Origin of the sequence: Pontibacter vulgaris (genome assembly GCF_022758145.1) — a bacterium.
In the GTDB taxonomy this organism is placed as follows: Bacteria; Bacteroidota; Bacteroidia; order Cytophagales; family Hymenobacteraceae; genus Pontibacter; species Pontibacter vulgaris.
In genome coordinates, this window is record NZ_JAJVDH010000006.1 from 90,287 (window position 1) to 108,525 (window position 18,239).

15 protein-coding genes are annotated in these 18,239 nt (G+C 42.2%); 7 read left to right on the plus strand and 8 right to left on the minus strand.

Features of this window, described 5'->3' with window-relative positions; translation table 11 throughout:
- Nucleotides 1-113: 113 nt before the first annotated feature.
- Nucleotides 114-992 carry an OmpA/MotB family protein gene (locus LWP20_RS14810; protein WP_242928949.1) on the plus strand — a complete coding sequence of 293 codons (879 nt, stop codon included), beginning with the start codon at nucleotides 114-116 and terminating at the stop codon, nucleotides 990-992.
- A gap of 77 nt (nucleotides 993-1,069) precedes the next feature.
- On the opposite strand, the gene LWP20_RS14815 is transcribed toward LWP20_RS14810, so the two are convergent.
- On the minus strand, nucleotides 1,070-1,945 hold the full coding sequence (locus tag LWP20_RS14815; protein ID WP_242928950.1) for a c-type cytochrome: 876 nt from the start codon (nucleotides 1,943-1,945) through the stop codon (nucleotides 1,070-1,072).
- A gap of 270 nt (nucleotides 1,946-2,215) precedes the next feature.
- Nucleotides 2,216-2,653, minus strand: coding sequence for a DUF2062 domain-containing protein (locus LWP20_RS14820; protein ID WP_242928951.1), 438 nt, complete (start codon nucleotides 2,651-2,653; stop codon nucleotides 2,216-2,218).
- 513 nt (nucleotides 2,654-3,166) lie between these two features.
- Between LWP20_RS14820 and LWP20_RS14825 the strand changes: the two genes are divergently transcribed.
- Nucleotides 3,167-3,961, plus strand: coding sequence for an SDR family NAD(P)-dependent oxidoreductase (locus tag LWP20_RS14825; RefSeq protein WP_242928952.1), 795 nt, complete (start codon nucleotides 3,167-3,169; stop codon nucleotides 3,959-3,961).
- Between the two features lie 50 nt (nucleotides 3,962-4,011).
- On the opposite strand, the gene LWP20_RS14830 is transcribed toward LWP20_RS14825, so the two are convergent.
- Complete coding sequence (locus LWP20_RS14830) at nucleotides 4,012-4,986, minus strand: multidrug resistance efflux transporter family protein (protein WP_242928953.1); 975 nt, start codon at nucleotides 4,984-4,986, stop codon at nucleotides 4,012-4,014.
- A gap of 385 nt (nucleotides 4,987-5,371) precedes the next feature.
- Between LWP20_RS14830 and LWP20_RS14835 the strand changes: the two genes are divergently transcribed.
- The 3 genes from LWP20_RS14835 to LWP20_RS14845 all read left to right on the plus strand — a co-directional run bounded on the left by LWP20_RS14835 (nucleotide 5,372) and on the right by LWP20_RS14845 (nucleotide 10,352).
- A complete protein-coding gene (locus LWP20_RS14835) occupies nucleotides 5,372-6,751 on the plus strand; it encodes a DEAD/DEAH box helicase (RefSeq protein ID WP_242928954.1) in 1,380 nt (459 codons plus the stop codon).
- A 257-nt stretch (nucleotides 6,752-7,008) separates the two neighbouring features.
- Nucleotides 7,009-8,346 (plus strand): DNA recombination protein RmuC, encoded by a 1,338-nt coding sequence (locus LWP20_RS14840; RefSeq protein WP_242928955.1) that lies wholly within the window; start codon nucleotides 7,009-7,011, stop codon nucleotides 8,344-8,346.
- A gap of 167 nt (nucleotides 8,347-8,513) precedes the next feature.
- Nucleotides 8,514-10,352, plus strand: a complete 1,839-nt coding sequence (locus tag LWP20_RS14845; RefSeq protein WP_242928956.1) for a M2 family metallopeptidase — start codon at nucleotides 8,514-8,516, stop codon at nucleotides 10,350-10,352.
- A 118-nt stretch (nucleotides 10,353-10,470) separates the two neighbouring features.
- Here LWP20_RS14845 and LWP20_RS14850 read toward each other — a convergent pair whose 3' ends face one another.
- A complete protein-coding gene (locus LWP20_RS14850) occupies nucleotides 10,471-11,190 on the minus strand; it encodes a pirin family protein (RefSeq protein ID WP_242928957.1) in 720 nt (239 codons plus the stop codon).
- Nucleotides 11,191-11,358: 168 nt separating this feature from the next.
- The gene (locus LWP20_RS14855; RefSeq protein WP_242928958.1) at nucleotides 11,359-12,135 is read right to left on the minus strand and encodes an XRE family transcriptional regulator; all 777 of its coding nucleotides are present in this window, start codon (nucleotides 12,133-12,135) and stop codon (nucleotides 11,359-11,361) included.
- A gap of 624 nt (nucleotides 12,136-12,759) precedes the next feature.
- Between LWP20_RS14855 and LWP20_RS14860 the strand changes: the two genes are divergently transcribed.
- The gene (locus LWP20_RS14860; RefSeq protein WP_242928959.1) at nucleotides 12,760-14,010 is read left to right on the plus strand and encodes a S8 family serine peptidase; all 1,251 of its coding nucleotides are present in this window, start codon (nucleotides 12,760-12,762) and stop codon (nucleotides 14,008-14,010) included.
- A 49-nt stretch (nucleotides 14,011-14,059) separates the two neighbouring features.
- Here LWP20_RS14860 and recQ read toward each other — a convergent pair whose 3' ends face one another.
- Nucleotides 14,060-16,195: a DNA helicase RecQ gene (gene recQ, locus LWP20_RS14865; RefSeq protein ID WP_242928960.1), complete on the minus strand. Its 2,136-nt coding sequence runs from the start codon at nucleotides 16,193-16,195 to the stop codon at nucleotides 14,060-14,062.
- A 161-nt stretch (nucleotides 16,196-16,356) separates the two neighbouring features.
- Between recQ and LWP20_RS14870 the strand changes: the two genes are divergently transcribed.
- Nucleotides 16,357-16,692 carry a four-helix bundle copper-binding protein gene (locus LWP20_RS14870; RefSeq protein WP_242928961.1) on the plus strand — a complete coding sequence of 112 codons (336 nt, stop codon included), beginning with the start codon at nucleotides 16,357-16,359 and terminating at the stop codon, nucleotides 16,690-16,692.
- A 76-nt stretch (nucleotides 16,693-16,768) separates the two neighbouring features.
- On the opposite strand, the gene LWP20_RS14875 is transcribed toward LWP20_RS14870, so the two are convergent.
- Together LWP20_RS14875 and LWP20_RS14880 are read right to left on the minus strand one after the other, a co-directional pair.
- Entirely contained in the window at nucleotides 16,769-17,107 is a 339-nt protein-coding gene (locus tag LWP20_RS14875; protein ID WP_242928962.1) for a phage holin family protein, read from the minus strand.
- Nucleotides 17,108-17,153: 46 nt separating this feature from the next.
- Entirely contained in the window at nucleotides 17,154-18,239 is a 1,086-nt protein-coding gene (locus tag LWP20_RS14880; RefSeq protein WP_242928963.1) for an agmatinase family protein, read from the minus strand.

An 18,239-nucleotide genomic window follows, 5' to 3' on the forward strand; every position in this document is an offset into this window, starting at 1 on the left:
CTTTCTTTTTATAGCATAGTATCTTTCAAAAAAGTACAGTTTCCTGTTCCTCACTACCTCCATATTGCTATATTTGTATAGTAACCCTGAACCACCAATGTTATCTTAGTAATATGAAAAAAAATCTTTACAGAGCATCTGTTTACTTATTGGCAGGTACTATGGCCCTATCGTCCTGCGTTGTTTCTAAGAAAAAATATGATGATCTGCTTGCACGTAAAAATGCGCTGGAGGTAGATAAAGCCGGCCTGGAAACGCAGAAAACCACCCTGGAGCAGCAAAAAGCTCTGCTGGAAGAAGAGAAAGCCAATCTTGAAAAAGAAAGAGCACAACTGGAAGAGCAGAAAGCAGAATACCAGAAAAGCTTGCAGCAGGCTCTGAAAGAAGGCAAAACACTGGGCGATAACCTGAACATGAGCAAATCGCAGATCGATAAGCTGAACGCAGACCTGAAAGCCCGCGAGCAACGCCTTGCCGAATTGCAGCGCATACTTGATGAAAAAGATAAAGCTGTAAAGAACCTTCGTTCTAAAGTAAGCAATGCCCTGCTTGGCTTCAACGATAAAGACCTGACTGTGAATGTGCGTAACGGCAAAGTATACGTGTCGTTGGCAGAACAGCTGTTATTTAACTCCGGCTCTACCAAAGTAGACCCTAAAGGTGTTGATGCCCTGAAAAAATTAGCGACTGTTTTAAAAGACCAACAGGATGTAAATGTGGTAGTTGAGGGCCATACCGATGATGTGCCGGTTGCAAAAGGTACAGTAGGTATGCAAGATAACTGGGACTTGAGCGTTCTACGTGCAACAGAGATCACACGCATCATTACAGATGCAGGTGTAGCAGCTGAAAGAGTAACACCTTCAGGCCGTTCCAAGTATGTACCACTCGATGTAGCTAAGACAAAAGAGGCGCGCCAGAAGAACCGCCGCACCGAAATTATACTTACACCAAAACTTGACGAGCTATTCCAGATACTGGAAACTACATAATCTACACTTTTAGCCAACCAAAAAAGCCAGCCTGTATTTCGGGCTGGCTTTTTTATTTTAAAGTATAGTTTAATCGGTTACTTTTTACTCTTCAGGTACGCATACAAGGCTTTTATTTCTGTATCGTTGTAGCCTTTGGTCATTTGCCAGGGCATTTCGCTGCTCAGTTTAACACCATTTGGCCTTACTCCTGTTCGTAGTGTATTTACAAACTGCGACTCTGACCATTTTCCAACAGCACCGCTTGCCGTTATATCAGGAACCGATTTACCGCCCGGCACTGGCGACTCCCCTCCTTTTAAATTTTCGTGATGACAGCCCGTGCAGGCAACAGCCAGATATTCTCCATAAGCCGGAGAAATTTCCGGAAGCATCTCGGCAGGAGCTTTATAGTTATGGTCGATCATTTCGGCGGAAAGCATCGGTATCTTGTCCAGAGCGGTCAGCACTTTGCCAACCGGTCGTATCTCAATATCCGGCAAATCGCGGTCTACAGGCTTCTGGCTGCGACAGTAAGCTATAATAGCAGCCATGTCATTATCAGATAATTTATAGATATCGTGCGATGGCATTACAAGCAATGGTTTGCTGTCTTGCCCGATTCCATGCCGCAGCGCACGCACCCAGTCCTTTACTTCATAATTAGCTGGAAGCCCGCCCTTACCTGAGGTCAGGTTTGCAGAAGTGATCCTACCAACAGCAGGGTCATCAAAAACAACTTTGCCTCCCAGGTCAGCGCCGTGGCAATCTGCACACCCTTTTATAGTATAGAGCCGTTTTCCATTTCCCAGAATGGTCTTGTCTTTAGGCAGGTCTAAAGTAGCTGCATTTACAGCATATACTTTGTTCATGCGCGAACTAACATTAATTGAAATGTAAGCATACGCAAGTGCCACTGCAAGTACCAGCAGCCCTACTACTTTTAAAGTTACTTTAAGTATCTTTTTCAGCATACCATTATGTTTAAGATTAAGAACTTAAGAGCAATATGTTTTGCCTTTAGCAAACAGAAGCCACAATAGCAGAAGATGTGTTGTAATTAAATCTAAATTAAAGTTGTAATAATATAAATAATTTAAGAGTAAAATTATCTTGTGGCGGTAATATTTGTGAATGAAGTTATTTGAGGGGTGAAATGAAGATTAGGTAAAGGAAGTATCACGTTATTAGTAATATATAACAGGCTGCAGTTCTTATACCAGAACTAGTAAAGGCAAATTAGGTTATAGAGCCTCTACCTTCTTAGGGAGTACTTTATGGAAGAGCGGTAATAGCAGGAAGTATAGTATAACCCCTGATGGTATAGAAAGTATAGCCCACGCAGAAACACCTGCCAGGTTAGCTACCCAGAGTGTATTCAGCGCCTCCAGCCAGTCGGTTTTAAACATTGAAAGCATTTCGTCTACAGTTAGTTTTATTTCAGATAAACCAAACATGAAAATGCCAGCCTTTATAAAGGGAATGATAAATAACAACTGGAGCGGTTGTGCGAGGTAACTTACCAGAATGGTAGCCGCTATATTTAACCTGAAACGGGCAGCAATGGCTGTAACAAATATAGTTACCACGCCAAAAGCAGGAATAATTCCAACTATAGTTCCTACGGCTACCGTTGCCGAAAGCTTCTGAGGCGTCATGCCCTGCTTCAGAAGATTCGCCATAGGCCCTATCAGCCTTTTCCTGAAAAATGCGGTAACTGTAGCTAAGATCAAAATAAAATGTGTGTGCGGTTGGGAGTACTTCTATAATCAAGACACCTTATGCAGCCTAAAGGTTGCGTGCCTGCAAATTAAAATCACTATACTTTTATTAATTAATACCTGACCGGCAGTAAAGTAACCTGAAATTGTAAGTAATGTTCATACATTGTTTTAGCAGCTGTATAATCCCGTTAATGCAGTAAGTATAAAAGGTACTTTTGACTCCAACACCTTAAGTAGGCACTAAACGCTATTATGCTTTAAAGAGTATCAGGGATAGCTGTTTTAAGTTTGCTATTAAAAATCTGTAAGATTAAATTCGTACAATGCTCAAATTTCAGTCTTCTAGTTTTTTATATTTTTATGTATGGCAACATCAAACTAAATATCTGTGTACTCATTCAAGCTAAGTGTTGGGCTAGCGTATTAAGTATAACAGCTATGGTTTAAGAAGAAACAATCTAAAGCGGTGTTATGGTTACTTATGATTTTAAGGAAAAGGTAGTGCTTGTAACAGGTGGTAGTTCCGGGTTAGGAAGAGCAACTGCCCAGAGCTTTGCTGAGTCTGGCGCAATAGTTATCATTGCGTCGCGAGATCCGGGAAAAGCCCAGGAAACGATGGCAAGTATAAAAGGTGAAGTAGAATACATCCAGACTGATCTTTCGAAAATGGATCAGGTAGATTCCCTGATGTCGCAGATAAGGACACAATTTGGCAGACTGGACATTGTGATAAACTGTGCTGCAGGGGATTCTGGTATCGGGAAGACATTAGAGGAATTTGCAATGGAGGAATTTGACAGCACCATTAACATAAACCTGAAAAGTATGTGGCTGGTGATGAAGCATGCTATCGCCCTGATGAAAACCAAGAGTCCGGCTGCGGGTCATATTGTAAATGTTTCTTCGGTAAACGGGTTAGGCGGTATCGAATATGGTTCGTTATATGCCGCAACCAAAGCTGCTGTAATCTCTTTATCAAAATCAGCAGCACTGGAACTGGCAAACACAAACATAGAAGTTGATGTAATCTCGCCTGGTGCATTCGATACGCCGCTGCTCCGAAAGGCTATGGAAATGCAAACCGACGGAGACCCGGCTAAACTTCAGCAGGTAAGGGAGAAATACATGCAAAGCATACCTGCTGGACGTATAGGTACTCCGGAAGAGTTTGCCAGAACCGTACTTTGGATATGTTCGGAAAAGCCATCCTACTTATTCGGAAACACCTTTATTATCGATGGCGGCATGACCAGCAGGATGAGGTAAGACAAGAACAAAGTAATCAAATAAGATCTACCAGGAGCGTAAGTATAGCATTAAGCTTTGTGCTTTATCTTATTCGTACTGAATTGCTTATTTTGTGATGGCATTCCGTAAAGTATAAGTCCGCTCATAATAATCGCAATACCGGAATACCCCATCCAGTTAGGCCAGGCGATACCCAATAAAAGCACCTCGCCTATGACTGTAGTTACAATTTCTACTGACTGTGTGGCCTCTACAGCTGCCAGCGCAGCACCATCGTTGCGGGCTATGTGCATGGCCTTAAAGAAAAGGATGCAACCTATAACCCCCGAACTAAGCGCAATTACCAGCACCGCTAACAGTTGCTGCTGACCGGGCCAGCCTGCTTCGTTGTACCCAAAAAAGAAAAGTATAAGCTGTGCCGGAAAACTGCCAATAGCAATACCCGCCACACGCTGAAAAGAGTTAAGCTTTATACCTTTTGCCTCCTGGTGCAGCATGAGCTTTCGGTTAGCTAAGGGCCACAGGAAAGCAGCCGCAAGTGTTAGGACTACACAAATCCATAGTTGCTGCGACGTGTATACCCCGTTCTTCTGGCTCCACTGCATTAGGGCAATGCCCGCTAAAATAAGTATGGATAACAACAGTGCCCGTACCGGAATTTTAGCCCGATGATCTTTATATATAAGCGGTGAGATAAGTATACCTGCTACTATTGTAAACTGGAAGACGCCTGCAATTAGCCAGCCCGGCCCCAGCGAAGCAGCATACGTGAGCAAAACATATACAATACCAAAGGCGGTGCTTCCCCAGGCCATCCAAGGCAAGGGTTGTTGTTTTAATACTTGTAAAAGCTGCTTCAGTTGGCCCTGTACCTGCAACAATAGCATGAGTAGCAAAGCCAGAAAAAACGAGCGCAATCCTACCGTCCAGGCCCAGTGGCCACCATTAACAGATAAAAAGCTATTGACCACGTAGGTAGAACAAAAGAAAACTCCTGCAACAGACCCAATGGCAACAGCTTTTAAATTGTCAGATACCTGCATAGTAATTGTAAAGGAATAAACCGCCTGCAGCGCCTATTACTGTTTGGTAACTTGTGCTGCTGTATGGCAATAAGCGTTAAAAGTAAATTGAATTGAACCAGCGTTCAGGTTATGCTTACTACAAGATAGTCAGCTTTGTATGAATGTCTGATTTATTAAACCCATTTCCTAAAATAATGACTGGTATAAGCATGGCTGTCATTTATTTTTATTTCACTTTTATGAACGAAGTGTTTGGAGTACAAAATTTAACATACTTTATAATCAAGCATTTATAATTAAACATTGAAGTAGTGGTTTAATTACTACAGGATAATGATCTCTGTTTATCCACGAGCAAATGGCGAGTAAATAATACGTACCTTTGTAGCTTATATTATAGTTCATGCCTTCATTTAACGATCTTAAGCTGAGTCCGGCCTTGTTGCAAGTCTTACAGGAACTCAGTTTCAAAACACCCACTCCAATACAGGTTGCTGCCATACCGCTGCTTTTACAGGGGAAAGATGTAGCCGGCCAGGCCGAAACCGGTAGCGGAAAAACAGCGGCATTTGGTTTATCGCTTTTACAGCAAATCAATCCGGAACTGCAGCAGGTACAGGCACTTATTATTGTGCCAACGCGCGAACTTGCCCTGCAGGTGCGCCATGAGCTGAAACAATTTGCACGTCAGCTGCCTCAGTTAAAGATAAGCGCTTTTTACGGAGGCCACTCCTTCTCTCAGGAACGGGCTTCGCTGGCGCATCCTCCACAAGTACTTGTAGGTACGCCCGGTCGCTTAACCGATCACTTATTCCGGAAGACATTAGATCTTAGTAGCGCCAGGCAACTGGTACTGGATGAGGCCGATAAACTTCTGGAAATGGGTTTTGAAGAAGAGATTGACAAGATCATGCAAAATCTTCCGCGTGAGCGACAGACAATTCTATTCTCTGCCACAATACCCGATGATGTGAAAGCATTAATTGCCAACTCCCTGAAAAATCCTGAATTTGTAAAAGCATCAGCTAACTCTATACCAGATAAAGTAAAGCTGGTAGGTATAAAAGTTGAGCATAACGAACGGCAGGAAGCTATTAATAAACTACTGCAAGGTATAAATTATAACGGCACTGTTATTTTCTGCAATACCCGCGCTGCTTCTGATAGCCTTGCTTCACATTTACAGGCACTTGGAATGGCGGTAAAAACGCTGCATGGCGGTATGGAACAAGCAGATCGTGACAAGACCATGACCCTTTTCCGGAATGGCACTACACAAGTGCTGGTTGCCACCGACCTGGCTGCTCGCGGACTAGATATTGCAGCGCTTAAAACCATCATTCATTATGAGTTGCCAGATGATGTGGCTGCTTACATGCACCGAAGCGGCCGAACGGGCAGAGCAGGTAAAAGCGGCATTGTGTATACTTTGCTTAGCCAGCGCGACGAAAGCAAAATACGTGAATGGCAAGAAGTACAAATGGATGAATGGCTGTCCCTAGCGGGTTTAAACAAACCGGGTATAAAAGCTAAAACGGAGCAAACGGCTGATTTCGCAACGCTGCATATTAACGGCGGGAGAAAAGACAAGATCAGCCCGCGCGACATTGTAGGTGCACTAATTGCTGAAGCAAGTATAAAAGCAGATCAGATAGGCAAAATTGAAGTACAGGACCGTAGTAGTTTTGTGGCCGTTCCCGCTGCCCTGAGCGCCACTATACTTTCTAAACTTAGTGAAGGAAAAATAAAAGGCCGGAAGTATAAAATACATCTGGTTAAGTAAGCTATACTTCAAACATGATTTACTAAGCGGATAATTAGATGTATAGGTTTATACTTTGTATAGGTTAGTATAATACGCTCTTTAAAAACGAATTTTTTTGTTCGGCTATACTTGTAAGCAGGTATAGCCGTTTTTCTTTTAAAGTTTAAACTCATCTTTAAACAAAGGATTACTAAAAGTATTGCCTAACTACCAATCTAAAAACTAATTCTCTTAGCATTAAGTAAAGAATACTAAAATCCTTTACCTTTACCTTTATGGAAATAGTAGTAGGCATAGCGGCATTTTTAGGAGGACTGTTAGTTGCTTTTCTGGCTCTGAAGGGAAAGCAAGCAGCCTTGCAACAGGCCCTTAATCAGGCGCAGGTAACACAGGGTGTTCTGGAGGGGCAAGCCCGGATGAAAGCAGAAGAAGCTGAAAAGTTACAGCTGCATTTGCGGGAAGCACAAACAGAAACACTGGAGCTAACGAACGCTTTAACTAAAGTAGAAACCGACTACGACCACCTGCAGCTACGCATGAAAGAGCAAGCGCAAGAGCTGGAGCAACTACGTGAAAAATTCCTGCAGCAGTTCCAAAGCATCTCTAACCAAGTATTGATGACCAATGCCGAGCACTTTAAAAAAGCCTCTTCCGATAACCTCGAACAGATACTGGCTCCGCTGAAAGAACGCATAAAGGAGTTTGAAGCAAAGGTTGATGCAACGTATGAGAAAACACTGAAAGAGAGCGTTTCATTAAAAGAGCAGATAACCCAACTCGCCTCTCTTAACCAGCAAATGAGCCAGGATGCACTTAACCTGACTAAAGCACTGAAAGGAGAAAGTAAAACACAAGGTAACTGGGGCGAATACCTGCTGGAAAGTCTTTTAGAAAAATCCGGGTTGCGCAAAGGCGTGCATTATGAGCGCGAGGAAGTACGGCAAAATGATGACAGCAAAGTATACCGCCCTGACGTTATTATCAGATTGCCAGACAGTAAACACCTTATCATCGATTCTAAAATGTCGTTGGTCGCTTACGAGGCTTACTGTAGCTGCGAAGATGAAACCCAACTGGAGTTATACTTGCGAAGCCACATCAATTCCATCCGAACGCACTTTACAGACCTGGGCCGTAAAAGCTATCACCGATTAAATGGCATCAACTCCCCGGATTTTGTATTAATGTATATTCCGATTGAGCCAGCTTTTAACCTTGCACTGCAGCACGACCAGGATATATTTACCGATGCTTTTGACAGGAATATTGTTTTAGTAACTACCTCTACCCTTTTGGCCACCTTACGAACCGTGGCCGGTGTATGGCGTCAGGAAGACCAGAAACGTAACGTGCTTAAAATTGCAGAAGAGAGCGGCAAGCTATACGATAAATTTGTTGGTTTTGTAGATGATCTTAAAACGATTGGCAAGCACCTCGAAAGCAGCCAAAGTTCTTACAATGCTGCTATGAACAAACTTACCGAAGGCAAAGGAAACCTCATCAGGCGTGTTGAAATTCTGAAAGAATTAGGAGCTAAAACAAGCAAACATATTGATGATAACCTCCTCCAGGAAGCACAATTAACAGAGAAGCCGGAAGAATCGGAAGTTTAAATTTTAAGCCGTTGTTGTAGCCAATACAGCAACGGCTTTTTATATTACGGCAAAGTATAAATTATCACACTCAGAACATATTAAACCTGTTCCGTTAAAGTAACATAAATAAGCAATACAGAATACCTTAGGCATATTGCCATACATGTTCCACCTAAACGTTTTTTATGAAACGCATCTTTCTTTCAGGCTTAACAGCAGCGTTTATGCTGTCCTGCACGAGCCAGCAAACTCCTACTGCAACAACAGAAACTACCACAGAAACTGCAACACCAACGCAAAGTTCGCAACAGGAAGCGCAGACATTTATCGACAATTATTCAAAGCAGTACCAGCAACTTTATACTGCTTCTGCCGAAGCGGAGTGGCGCTCTAATACACACATTGTTGAAGGCGATACGACAAATGCAGCAGCTACACAACGTGCTAACGAGGCATTTGCCGCTTTTACGGGCAGTATTGATAATATTGAAAAGGCCCGTGGTTTCATGAAGAAAAAAGGTGAGCTGACAGACCTGCAGGTTAAGCAACTGGAAGCTATACTTTATGCTGCAGCCAATAACCCGCAGACCGTGCCAGATGTTGTAAAAGCACGCATTAAAGCCGAGACAGAGCAAACGGAAAAGCTGTATGGCTTTGACTATAAGTTGAATGGGAAATCGGTAACCACCAATGATATCGATAACATTCTTAAAACTGAGAAAAGCGTTAGCAAGCGCCTGGCTGCCTGGAATACAAGCAAGGAAGTAGGCAAAGGCCTCAGAACCGGTTTACTGAACCTACGTGAATTACGTAACAAAACGGTACAAAGCCTTGGCTACGACGATTACTTCAGTTACCAGGCTTCTGACTACGACATGTCGCGTGAAGAAATGATGCAGTTAATGGAGAAACTAAACCAGGAGTTGCGCCCGCTGTACCGCGAATTGCATACTTACGCACGCTACGAACTGGCTAAAAAGTATGGCATGAAACAAGTTCCGGACTACCTGCCGGCTCATTGGCTACCTAACCGCTGGGGCCAGGACTGGAGCCCAATGGTAGAAGTAAAAGGTTTGGATCTGGATGCGGCTTTAAAAGCAAAAGGGGCTGAGTGGCAGATAAAACAGGCAGAGCGTTTTTATGTGAGTTTAGGTTTCCCGAATCTGCCGCAGTCTTTTTACGAGAAATCGAGCCTTTACCCATTGCCGGAAAATGCCAAGTATAAAAAGAACAACCACGCCTCTGCCTGGCACATGAACCTGGAAAACGACGTGCGCAGCCTGATGAGTGTGGAGCCCAATGCCGAATGGTATGAAACAACACACCATGAACTTGGCCACATTTATTACTACATGAGCTATACGAACCCTGATGTACCGGTGCTGCTACGTGGCGGGGCAAACAGGGCGTACCACGAAGGTATTGGAAGCTTAATGGGATTAGCAGCTATGCAGAAGCCTTTTATGGCAAGCTTAAACCTGGTAGACCCAAATGTTAAGACTGATGAAGTACAAACTCTTCTGAAGGAAGCATTAAGTTACGTTACATTTATACCTTTCGCCGCAGGTACCATGAGCGAGTGGGAACATGATTTTTATGCCAAAAATCTGCCTAAAGAAGAGCTTAATAAGCGTTGGTGGGAATTGACAAAGAAATATCAAGGTATAGTACCGCCTGCAGAACGTGGCGAGCAGTTTACCGACGCAGCTACTAAAACGCACATCAACGACGATCCGGCCCAATACTACGACTATGCCTTGTCTTATGTGATATTGTTCCAGTTGCATGATCATATTGCTAAAAACATATTGAAGCAGGACCCACACGCTACTAATTATTATGGGAATAAAGAAGTTGGTAAGTTCCTGTACGAAATTATGTACCCTGGTGCTTCCGCTGACTGGCGTAAAATGCTGAAAGATAAAACCGGCGAGGAATTAAGTGCACGCGCTATGGTAGCATACTTCCAGCCGCTAATGGATTATCTGAAGCAACAGAATAAAGGCAGAAAGTATACACTATAGATTTCTGCAGATTTCAGCAGTTATTAAAAAAGAAGCGGCGATGAAATTATCATCGCCGCTTCTTTTTTAGAAATCTTATACTTTTAGTTAACCAAGATGCTTTAAATTTATACTTATTTTAATAATTAGCCTCTACAGCCGGCACATCAACAAGTATAAATGAAGAAGCAGATGTAGCATGTATAGTTATAACATCCTGATCTTCCATCCTTACCTGGTCATTTTTATCAGCTTCTACTCCATTCACGATCAGGCTGCCTTCCAGTATATAAATTAAAACCTTTCTGATCTTAAATGTTTTAAAAGCAATATCTTCTCCCTGGCCCAGATTCGCATGATAAATAGTCGAGTTAGAGTTAATGAATACTACATCTTCCAAAACCTTTTGGCCTGTAACCAAAGGCACCAGCTTATTCTTGGAATTCAGAAAATCAACCCTCAATTGTTCGTAAGAAGGTGCTAAACCACGTTTGTTTGGCAGAAACCACAGCTGAACCAGATGTGCCTCCTTATCAGATTCGTTAGCTTCAGAATGTGTAATGCCTGTTCCGGAGGTCATACGCTGCACATTACCGGGACTTAATTTGGTAGTATTGCCAAGGCTGTCAGTATGCGTTATCTCGCCATCTAATACAAGCGTAACAATTTCCATGTCGGTATGCGGATGCGTAGGAAAGCCAGAGTTTGGAGAAACCAGATCATCATTAAAAACACGTAAAGGCCCAAACTGCATATTAGAAGGATCATAGTGATCTGCAAAAGAAAAAAGATAGTTAGACGTAAGCCAGTCTCCTACTTTAGCTTCGTGGCGTTCTGCAGCGGTTATAAGCTTTACCATAGCACATTGTGGTGTATAAATTCTGTATAATTACTCTCCTTGATAATACTACTGTATGCCTTTACGAATATACCAACATCTTGTTAAAAAAGATACCCTTCGCAAATAGTGTCAATCTATTTGCGAAGGGTATGCATGCGTAAAAGCTTCGTAATATTGAAGCCGAATTTATTCTGCTTTTTTAAGTTTTTGAACCTCTTTCTGAAGATCAAGTACGATAGAAGATAACTTATCTAACGAAATATCAGCAATCGGGAAGGTTGAACTGATGTAAGCCTTTGCTTCCCAGATCTCGAGTATATCCCCCATATGAAGTTCATATGGCGCATATACAGGATTGTCAGAATGCAGTCGGAGTACAGTACTATCAGGAGCCTTATTATAAATACGCTTAAAGACAACACCTTCTTTCTGGCTTACAATTATACATGGCGTGCCATCCTTTATTGAACTCCACTCATCTATAAAACGCCCCACTATAACAGTACCGGAAGCTATCGGCAACATGGAATCGCCACTGATTTCGAAAGCCCGGTAAGTACCGCCTGCACCAAGCATAGGCAACTTAAAACGTGGTAAGTCTTCAATAAATTCAGGATCGGCATAGCCATTAAGATAACCCGCACTAGCCTTATAAGGCACAAGTTCGATGTTCTCTTTTTCCTCCTTATCCACGGTAATAGCTAAAACACGCAGCTTTCCGCCCGACTCGTTCCCAACTTGTTTAACTCCTGTGCTTTCAGCCAGATTTAGTGTTATCAGCTCATCAAGCGTAATATTGAAGAGTTGAGCAATATTAACCAGTGTACTTAATTTTGGTTCTGCCCTCCCCTCTTCATAAGCACCCACCAGCGAGCGCTTAATATCTAGTTTCTCAGCAAGTTGTGCCTGCGTATAACCATTCTTTTTGCGCAGATATCTGATATTAGAAGTTACTTTTTCCACGGTATATGCCAATAATCTTAGTTCAAAATAAATAATCCGGTTATATTATAACCAGAACTTTGTAAATATACGCAGATTAACTAAAATATCATACATTTCATACTAAATAAATTAGCAACTTATACCTTAGTATTTATCATTAACTTATATTTCTGAAAGTTTAATTTTTCATATAATCAGATTTCCAGTTTGTCAGAATGGCTTTTACAATATTGTCTTAGTTATACTTTATAAAGTATAAATTTAAATATTGATTAGATTTGTCCAGGCTTTTCAATTAACTGAATAGATAAGCTTATTCGCATTAAATTTCTTGCCTTATGGGCTGCATTTTATATGCATTCACCATTCTTAAGCCCGTCATACTTCATATTATTATATTTTTTCAAAACATCATCAAACTTAAAAAAATTAAATTCTAATTTCTTCTAAGTTTCTGATTTTTACTGAACTTATGTGAAAATCGCGTGGTTACGGATACTATAATTTTAAGTTACAGTTAAAGCTTAATTTATTTTTAATCCTAACCTTCAGATTATGATGCCAAGTATGTTTACCAGATCAGTGTATTGTGTTGCACTAGCAGGCCTAACCTCGCTTGCGGGCTGTCAGCAGGAAGATTTAATGGAAGATCAATTCAAATCTACTGAGAGTTCAGTTTCAGAAAACGTGCAGACTATACCCGGGCAATATATTGTGGTGTTAAAAGATGGATCTAATAATCTGCAGACTACCGGCATTTCGAATGCTGTTTCTGAAAACCGTGCCTCTATAAATGGTGTTCGGGAAAGTGTTTTAGAAGCTGTTGCACTGGACCGGCATGAGGTAAGAGAAACGTATGAGGGTGCGGTTAATGGTTTTACAGCCCGACTGTCTAATGAACAGGTTGAGAAACTACGTAATAACCCTGAGGTAGCTTATGTGGAGCAAGACAAGGTTATAGCACTCGGAAAATTAAATATGAAGAGCTTGTTCCGTAAAATATACGGAAATGCTCCAACTCCTGCGCCAGCACCAGTTGACACCGTAACACAGCCGGTAAGTACTTCACCAGCACCTACCTTAACCACATCAACTTCAGGTTTAGCTTATACTACAATTACCCCACTTGCCGGCGACTTAGTACCCTGGAACATTGCAAAAGTTGGTTATGGAAATGGTACAGGCAAAACGGTTTGGGTAATAGATTCAGGCGTTGATACAGACCACCCTGACCTAAACATAAACCTCACCAGAAGTAAATCATTCATCTATGGAGAGACCTCAATTGAGGATGGCTATGGCCATGGTACAACTGTGGCAGGCATAATTGCGGCAAAAAATAATGGCACAGGTATGATTGGCGTAGCATCTAATGCTACAATTATTGCCTTGCGAGTATTTGATAATGCAGGTAGCGGTACAGTATCCAGGGCAATTTCTGCGGTTAACTATGTAATTCAGAATGCAAAGGCTGGAGAGGTTGTAAATCTGAGTTTAGGTGCCGGCATTTCAACAACATTAGATAACGCAGTTAAAACAGCAGCTGGTAAAGGTATATTATTTGCTATAGCGGCCGGTAACAGCGCAGTAGATTGTTCTGGTTTATCTCCTGCACGTGTTAATGCTACTAATGTTTATACAATTTCAGCGATTGATAATTATAACCGCCTTTGGGATAAATCAAACTATGGGTTGGGAGTTGATTTTGCAGCACCCGGTGTTAATGTAACCGGAACTACAAAAGGTGGTGGTTTAGGATACGCTGGTAACGGCACATCTTATGCTGCTCCTCATGTGGCGGGTTTATTGTTGCTTCGTGGTACTGTCTATTCACAAGGTACCATTACCGGTGATAAAGATTCAAAGCCGGATCCGATCGCATCAATCAAATAACCAGAAGAGTTAAAAAAAGAGGCTGCAAGATATTGCAGCCTCTTTTTTTCTATCCTGTAGCATGTTCTTTTTTATAAACCGCCAGCGACAGCCTTATTTTATAGTATTCGTACCCTTCGCCCAGTTCTTCAAAAAGATCTTTAAGTTTAGCATCTGCGCCGAGTTTTTCTATTGATCTGGCAATTGTTTTATATTCAGTTCTGGTTACAAAATCTTCGATACGAATGGCATAGCCTTGCTCATAAAGCGTTGCCAGATGAGAGTATACAGTAACCGGGTTTAAGTTGCGTTGAATTGCGATTTCCTCTGGCATCAGGCCTTTCTGATATGCTTCAAAAGTAACCAGATGCGTAGCACCTTTTAATTTATTTCCCCGGGACTGCTCCTCTGTCATGAAATTGATGATATCGTTAACAAAGTCATGGCCATAGCGTTCAAATTTCTGAGCACCAACACCTGAAATAGCCAGCATAGCAATTCGGTTTGCTGGTTTTTCCGCAGCCATTTCCTGTAGGGTACTATCGGTAAACACTACATAAGGAGGCACATTATGCTCATCAGCCAAACGTTTTCGCAGGCCTCGCAATCGCTCAAACAACGCATCCTGTACAATCTCACGTTTTGGCCTGGCTTTTACTGTAGCTGCTTCTTCTTTCTGTTTGGTTTCATCAAACTTAACAAGCTGCACTGGCTTTCCTTCAAAAAGAACTTTCTTGCTTTGCTCCGTTAATTTTAAAGTATAACCTTGGTCATAAGCTAACTCTACCAGGCCGGCATTTAATAACTGGTGGAGGTATCTTTGCCAGTCTATAGAATTGATATCCCGGCCTGCACCGTAGGTTTTAATTCTGTCAAAACCATGTTGCATGACCTGGCTGTTTCTCGAACCACGCAGTACATCAATCAGCAAACTCATGTTTGCTTTTTCCTGGGTACGAGCGATGGCAGACAAAGCTTTTTGTGCAATAGTGGTACCATCAAACGTAACAGGCGGGTTTCTACATATATCGCAATTCCCGCAATCCTTCTCCATTGTTTCGCCAAAATATTGCAGCAGAATACGCCTACGGCAAATAGCAGCTTCTGCAAACTGTTGCATGCGCTCTAATTTTACCATTTGTAATTCTGTCTGAGTTTTTACTCCTTCCGACAGCATGCTGCGCAGGTTCATAACATCTGCAAAACTATAAAACAACAATGCATCAGACGAAGCCCCATCTCTACCTGCCCTGCCTATCTCCTGGTAATAACTTTCTATATTCTTCGGTAGGTTATAATGGATCACCCATCTTACATTAGATTTATCAATACCCATACCGAAGGCTATGGTTGCGCAAACGATCTGCACATCATCCCGGAGAAAATCTTCCTGCGCTTTTGCTCTTTGCTGCGGCGACATGCCGGCATGATAAAAGGTAGCTTTGTACCCGTTTGCTTTCAATTTACCGGCGATCGTTTCGGTAGCATTACGGCTAAGGCAATATACTATACCCGGTTGCCCCCGATGCCTATCCAGGAAAGCTAACATCTGGTTCAGGCGGTCGCGGCCAGGTTTAACCGTTAAGTTGATATTAGGCCTGTCGAAAGAAGATATAAACACCTGCGGATTCAGCAGATTTAACTGCTCTTGTATATCTTTTTTGGTAAGTTTATCGGCGGTTGCAGTTAACGCCACCACCGGTACTTGCGGAAACTGCTGCTTAAGGGCTTTTAATTGTGTGTACTCCGGCCTGAAGTCGTGCCCCCATGCCGAGATACAATGTGCCTCATCAATGGCAAATAATGCGATCTGAAGGCGTTTAAGAAAAGAAAAGAAACCAGGCGAGAGTAGTTTTTCCGGCGATACATATAGTAGTTTAAGCTTGCCTTCCAGACACTGGTTCTCGATGTTATACTGATCTTCTGCGTTTTGGGAGCTATTAAGATAAGCAGCAGGTATACCATTTTCGAGCAGGGCCTCTACCTGATCTTTCATCAGCGCTATTAATGGCGAAACAACCAAAGTAATTCCTTTCATAACCACAGCAGGAACCTGGTAGCAAACAGATTTACCGCCACCGGTAGGCATTAGCACCACCACATCTTTCTTTTGCAGAATACAAGCTATAATCTGCTCCTGCATGGGGCGGAAATGTTCGTAACCAAAGTATAACTTAAGTGCTTCGCGCGCCTCTCTAATATCCATTACTGCTGCTTGTTAGTGTCTTTGGCAATGATAATAAACTGCCTGCTTCGAACTCCAAAGATAACCATAATTACGGGTTAGTGGGACCTATAACCTGAGCAAAATAACAAACCCAATAGATGCCCCGTACCTTTAAAGCATTAAACCAATAACAAAAAACTATGAAATCTGAGAGAACGAACGAGCTTGAGCACATACTTATAAAGTGTGTTACAGCATGCGAAACCTGTGCTACTTTGTGTTTGCAGGAAGAAGATGTTAAAATGATGGTGCGCTGTATTATGCTGGACCGTGACTGTGCTGATATCTGTGCCCTTACATCGCGGTTTGTAGCCCGCGACTCAGCACATGCAAAACATGTTATGAAGGAGTGTATTGAAATTTGCAGACAGTGTGAGCAGGAGTGCCGTAAACATAAACACGACCATTGCCAAAAATGCGCAGACGCCTGCCAGGAATGTGCCGAGGCTTGCGAACATTGGATGGCTGGAAAGTAAAATTTATAAATAAGTATAAAAAAAGCGGTGGCGGAAATTACTTTCTGCCACCGCTTTTTTTATAAGAACTATACTATTAAAATATCAGGTTTAGTATCCAGGTAAGTATGGCAATTGCAATACCAAATATCAAAGCAGTAAAAAAGCCTGCGATATCAATACCATCCACTAAATAATCAGCAAGTAACACCATTCCAACGTTTATCACAATCAGGAACAAGCCAAGTGTCATGATAGTAATGGGTACTGTCAGGAAGGTCAGCACTGGTTTTACAAATGTATTGAGCAAAGCCAACACAAACGCAAATACAAAAGCAGTTAAAAAACTGTCAGTTATAGTTACGCCAGGAATAATGTAAGTGGCAATGATAACAGCTATACCTGTTATAAGTACTTTAATAAAAAATCCGGTCATAAAGTATGGTTATAGGTGAAGTATAATTATGTTGTTCTAATCTGGTTTATACTTCAAGTCGCTTCTGCGACACTGCCATCCAGTTGCATAATTTATACAACATGCGGGCTCCTACATTTCCATTCCACTCACTCTCGCCCGGGCCAACTTCGCAAAGATCAAAGCCTATGATCTCACGACCAGATTTAACCAGCTGCTTGATAAGGTACACTGCCTGCTCAAATTCTAAACCGCCTGGAACTGGTGTACCTGTACCCGGGCAAAGTTTAGGGTCAAGTCCATCAATATCAAAGCTGATGTATACTTTCTGAGGTAACTGAGCTATAATTTTTTTACAGTCTTTTTTCCAGCTATCGCCATCATATTGGTTCTCCTTAAGAATTGAATCATAGAACACAATAATCCGGCCGTTTGACTGCTCAGCCAGTTCGGCTTCAGACTGCGCCTGATCTCGAATACCAACCTGAACTAGTTTCTTAACCTGTGGCAGCTTTAGCGCATTAAACATGATAGAAGCATGCGAATAAGTAAAGCCTTCATAAGCATCGCGCAAATCCATGTGCGCATCTACCTGAAGTATACCAAATTCTTCATGCCTTTCGGCAAGCGCATGCATTAAGCCAAGCGGTGTGCTGTGGTCGCCGCCTAAAACACCAACCAGTTTGCCTTCATCCAGATGAGCGGTAGCTTTTGCTTTTAACCACTGCAGCAACTCTTCTCCTTTTTGGGTTATCTGCTTAGGTAAATTTTCAAAAGCTGAACGGCCTTCTTCCGGGCTTCCATCTTCTAACCAACCGATATATTCTTCTGCTTTGGAGCGTAACTCTTCGCTGGCAGCTTCCCAGTCAGCCGGAATTTCTTCCATGGCTATACCTAATTTCCAGGCATCTTTAATAGCTGGATCGTAAAGGTCAAGTTGTGGCGAAGCATCTTTAACCGCTTTTGGACCCTGCGCTGTACCAGCACTATATGAAACTGTTACTTCCCAAGGCACAGGTATAATTACAACTTCAGATTCCTCCACTGTATAAGGCAAACCAAAAAGGCCGCCGCTTACATCGCCAACGCCATTCGGGTCGAAGCCTGCTATACGTTGTTCTCTACTTTCTTTTCTTTTTTCTGAGCTGTTCAT

Coding starts and splice junctions, on each gene's coding strand:
- LWP20_RS14810 (WP_242928949.1), top strand. CDS start 114: ATGAAAAAAAATCTTTACAGAGCATCTGTTTACTTATTGGCAGGTACT.
- LWP20_RS14815 (WP_242928950.1), bottom strand. CDS start 1,945: ATGCTGAAAAAGATACTTAAAGTAACTTTAAAAGTAGTAGGGCTGCTG.
- LWP20_RS14820 (WP_242928951.1), bottom strand. CDS start 2,653: ATGGCGAATCTTCTGAAGCAGGGCATGACGCCTCAGAAGCTTTCGGCA.
- LWP20_RS14825 (WP_242928952.1), top strand. CDS start 3,167: ATGGTTACTTATGATTTTAAGGAAAAGGTAGTGCTTGTAACAGGTGGT.
- LWP20_RS14830 (WP_242928953.1), bottom strand. CDS start 4,986: ATGCAGGTATCTGACAATTTAAAAGCTGTTGCCATTGGGTCTGTTGCA.
- LWP20_RS14835 (WP_242928954.1), top strand. CDS start 5,372: ATGCCTTCATTTAACGATCTTAAGCTGAGTCCGGCCTTGTTGCAAGTC.
- LWP20_RS14840 (WP_242928955.1), top strand. CDS start 7,009: ATGGAAATAGTAGTAGGCATAGCGGCATTTTTAGGAGGACTGTTAGTT.
- LWP20_RS14845 (WP_242928956.1), top strand. CDS start 8,514: ATGAAACGCATCTTTCTTTCAGGCTTAACAGCAGCGTTTATGCTGTCC.
- LWP20_RS14850 (WP_242928957.1), bottom strand. CDS start 11,190: ATGGTAAAGCTTATAACCGCTGCAGAACGCCACGAAGCTAAAGTAGGA.
- LWP20_RS14860 (WP_242928959.1), top strand. CDS start 12,760: ATGGAAGATCAATTCAAATCTACTGAGAGTTCAGTTTCAGAAAACGTG.
- recQ (WP_242928960.1), bottom strand. CDS start 16,195: ATGGATATTAGAGAGGCGCGCGAAGCACTTAAGTTATACTTTGGTTAC.
- LWP20_RS14870 (WP_242928961.1), top strand. CDS start 16,357: ATGAAATCTGAGAGAACGAACGAGCTTGAGCACATACTTATAAAGTGT.
- LWP20_RS14875 (WP_242928962.1), bottom strand. CDS start 17,107: ATGACCGGATTTTTTATTAAAGTACTTATAACAGGTATAGCTGTTATC.
- LWP20_RS14880 (WP_242928963.1), bottom strand. CDS start 18,239: ATGAACAGCTCAGAAAAAAGAAAAGAAAGTAGAGAACAACGTATAGCA.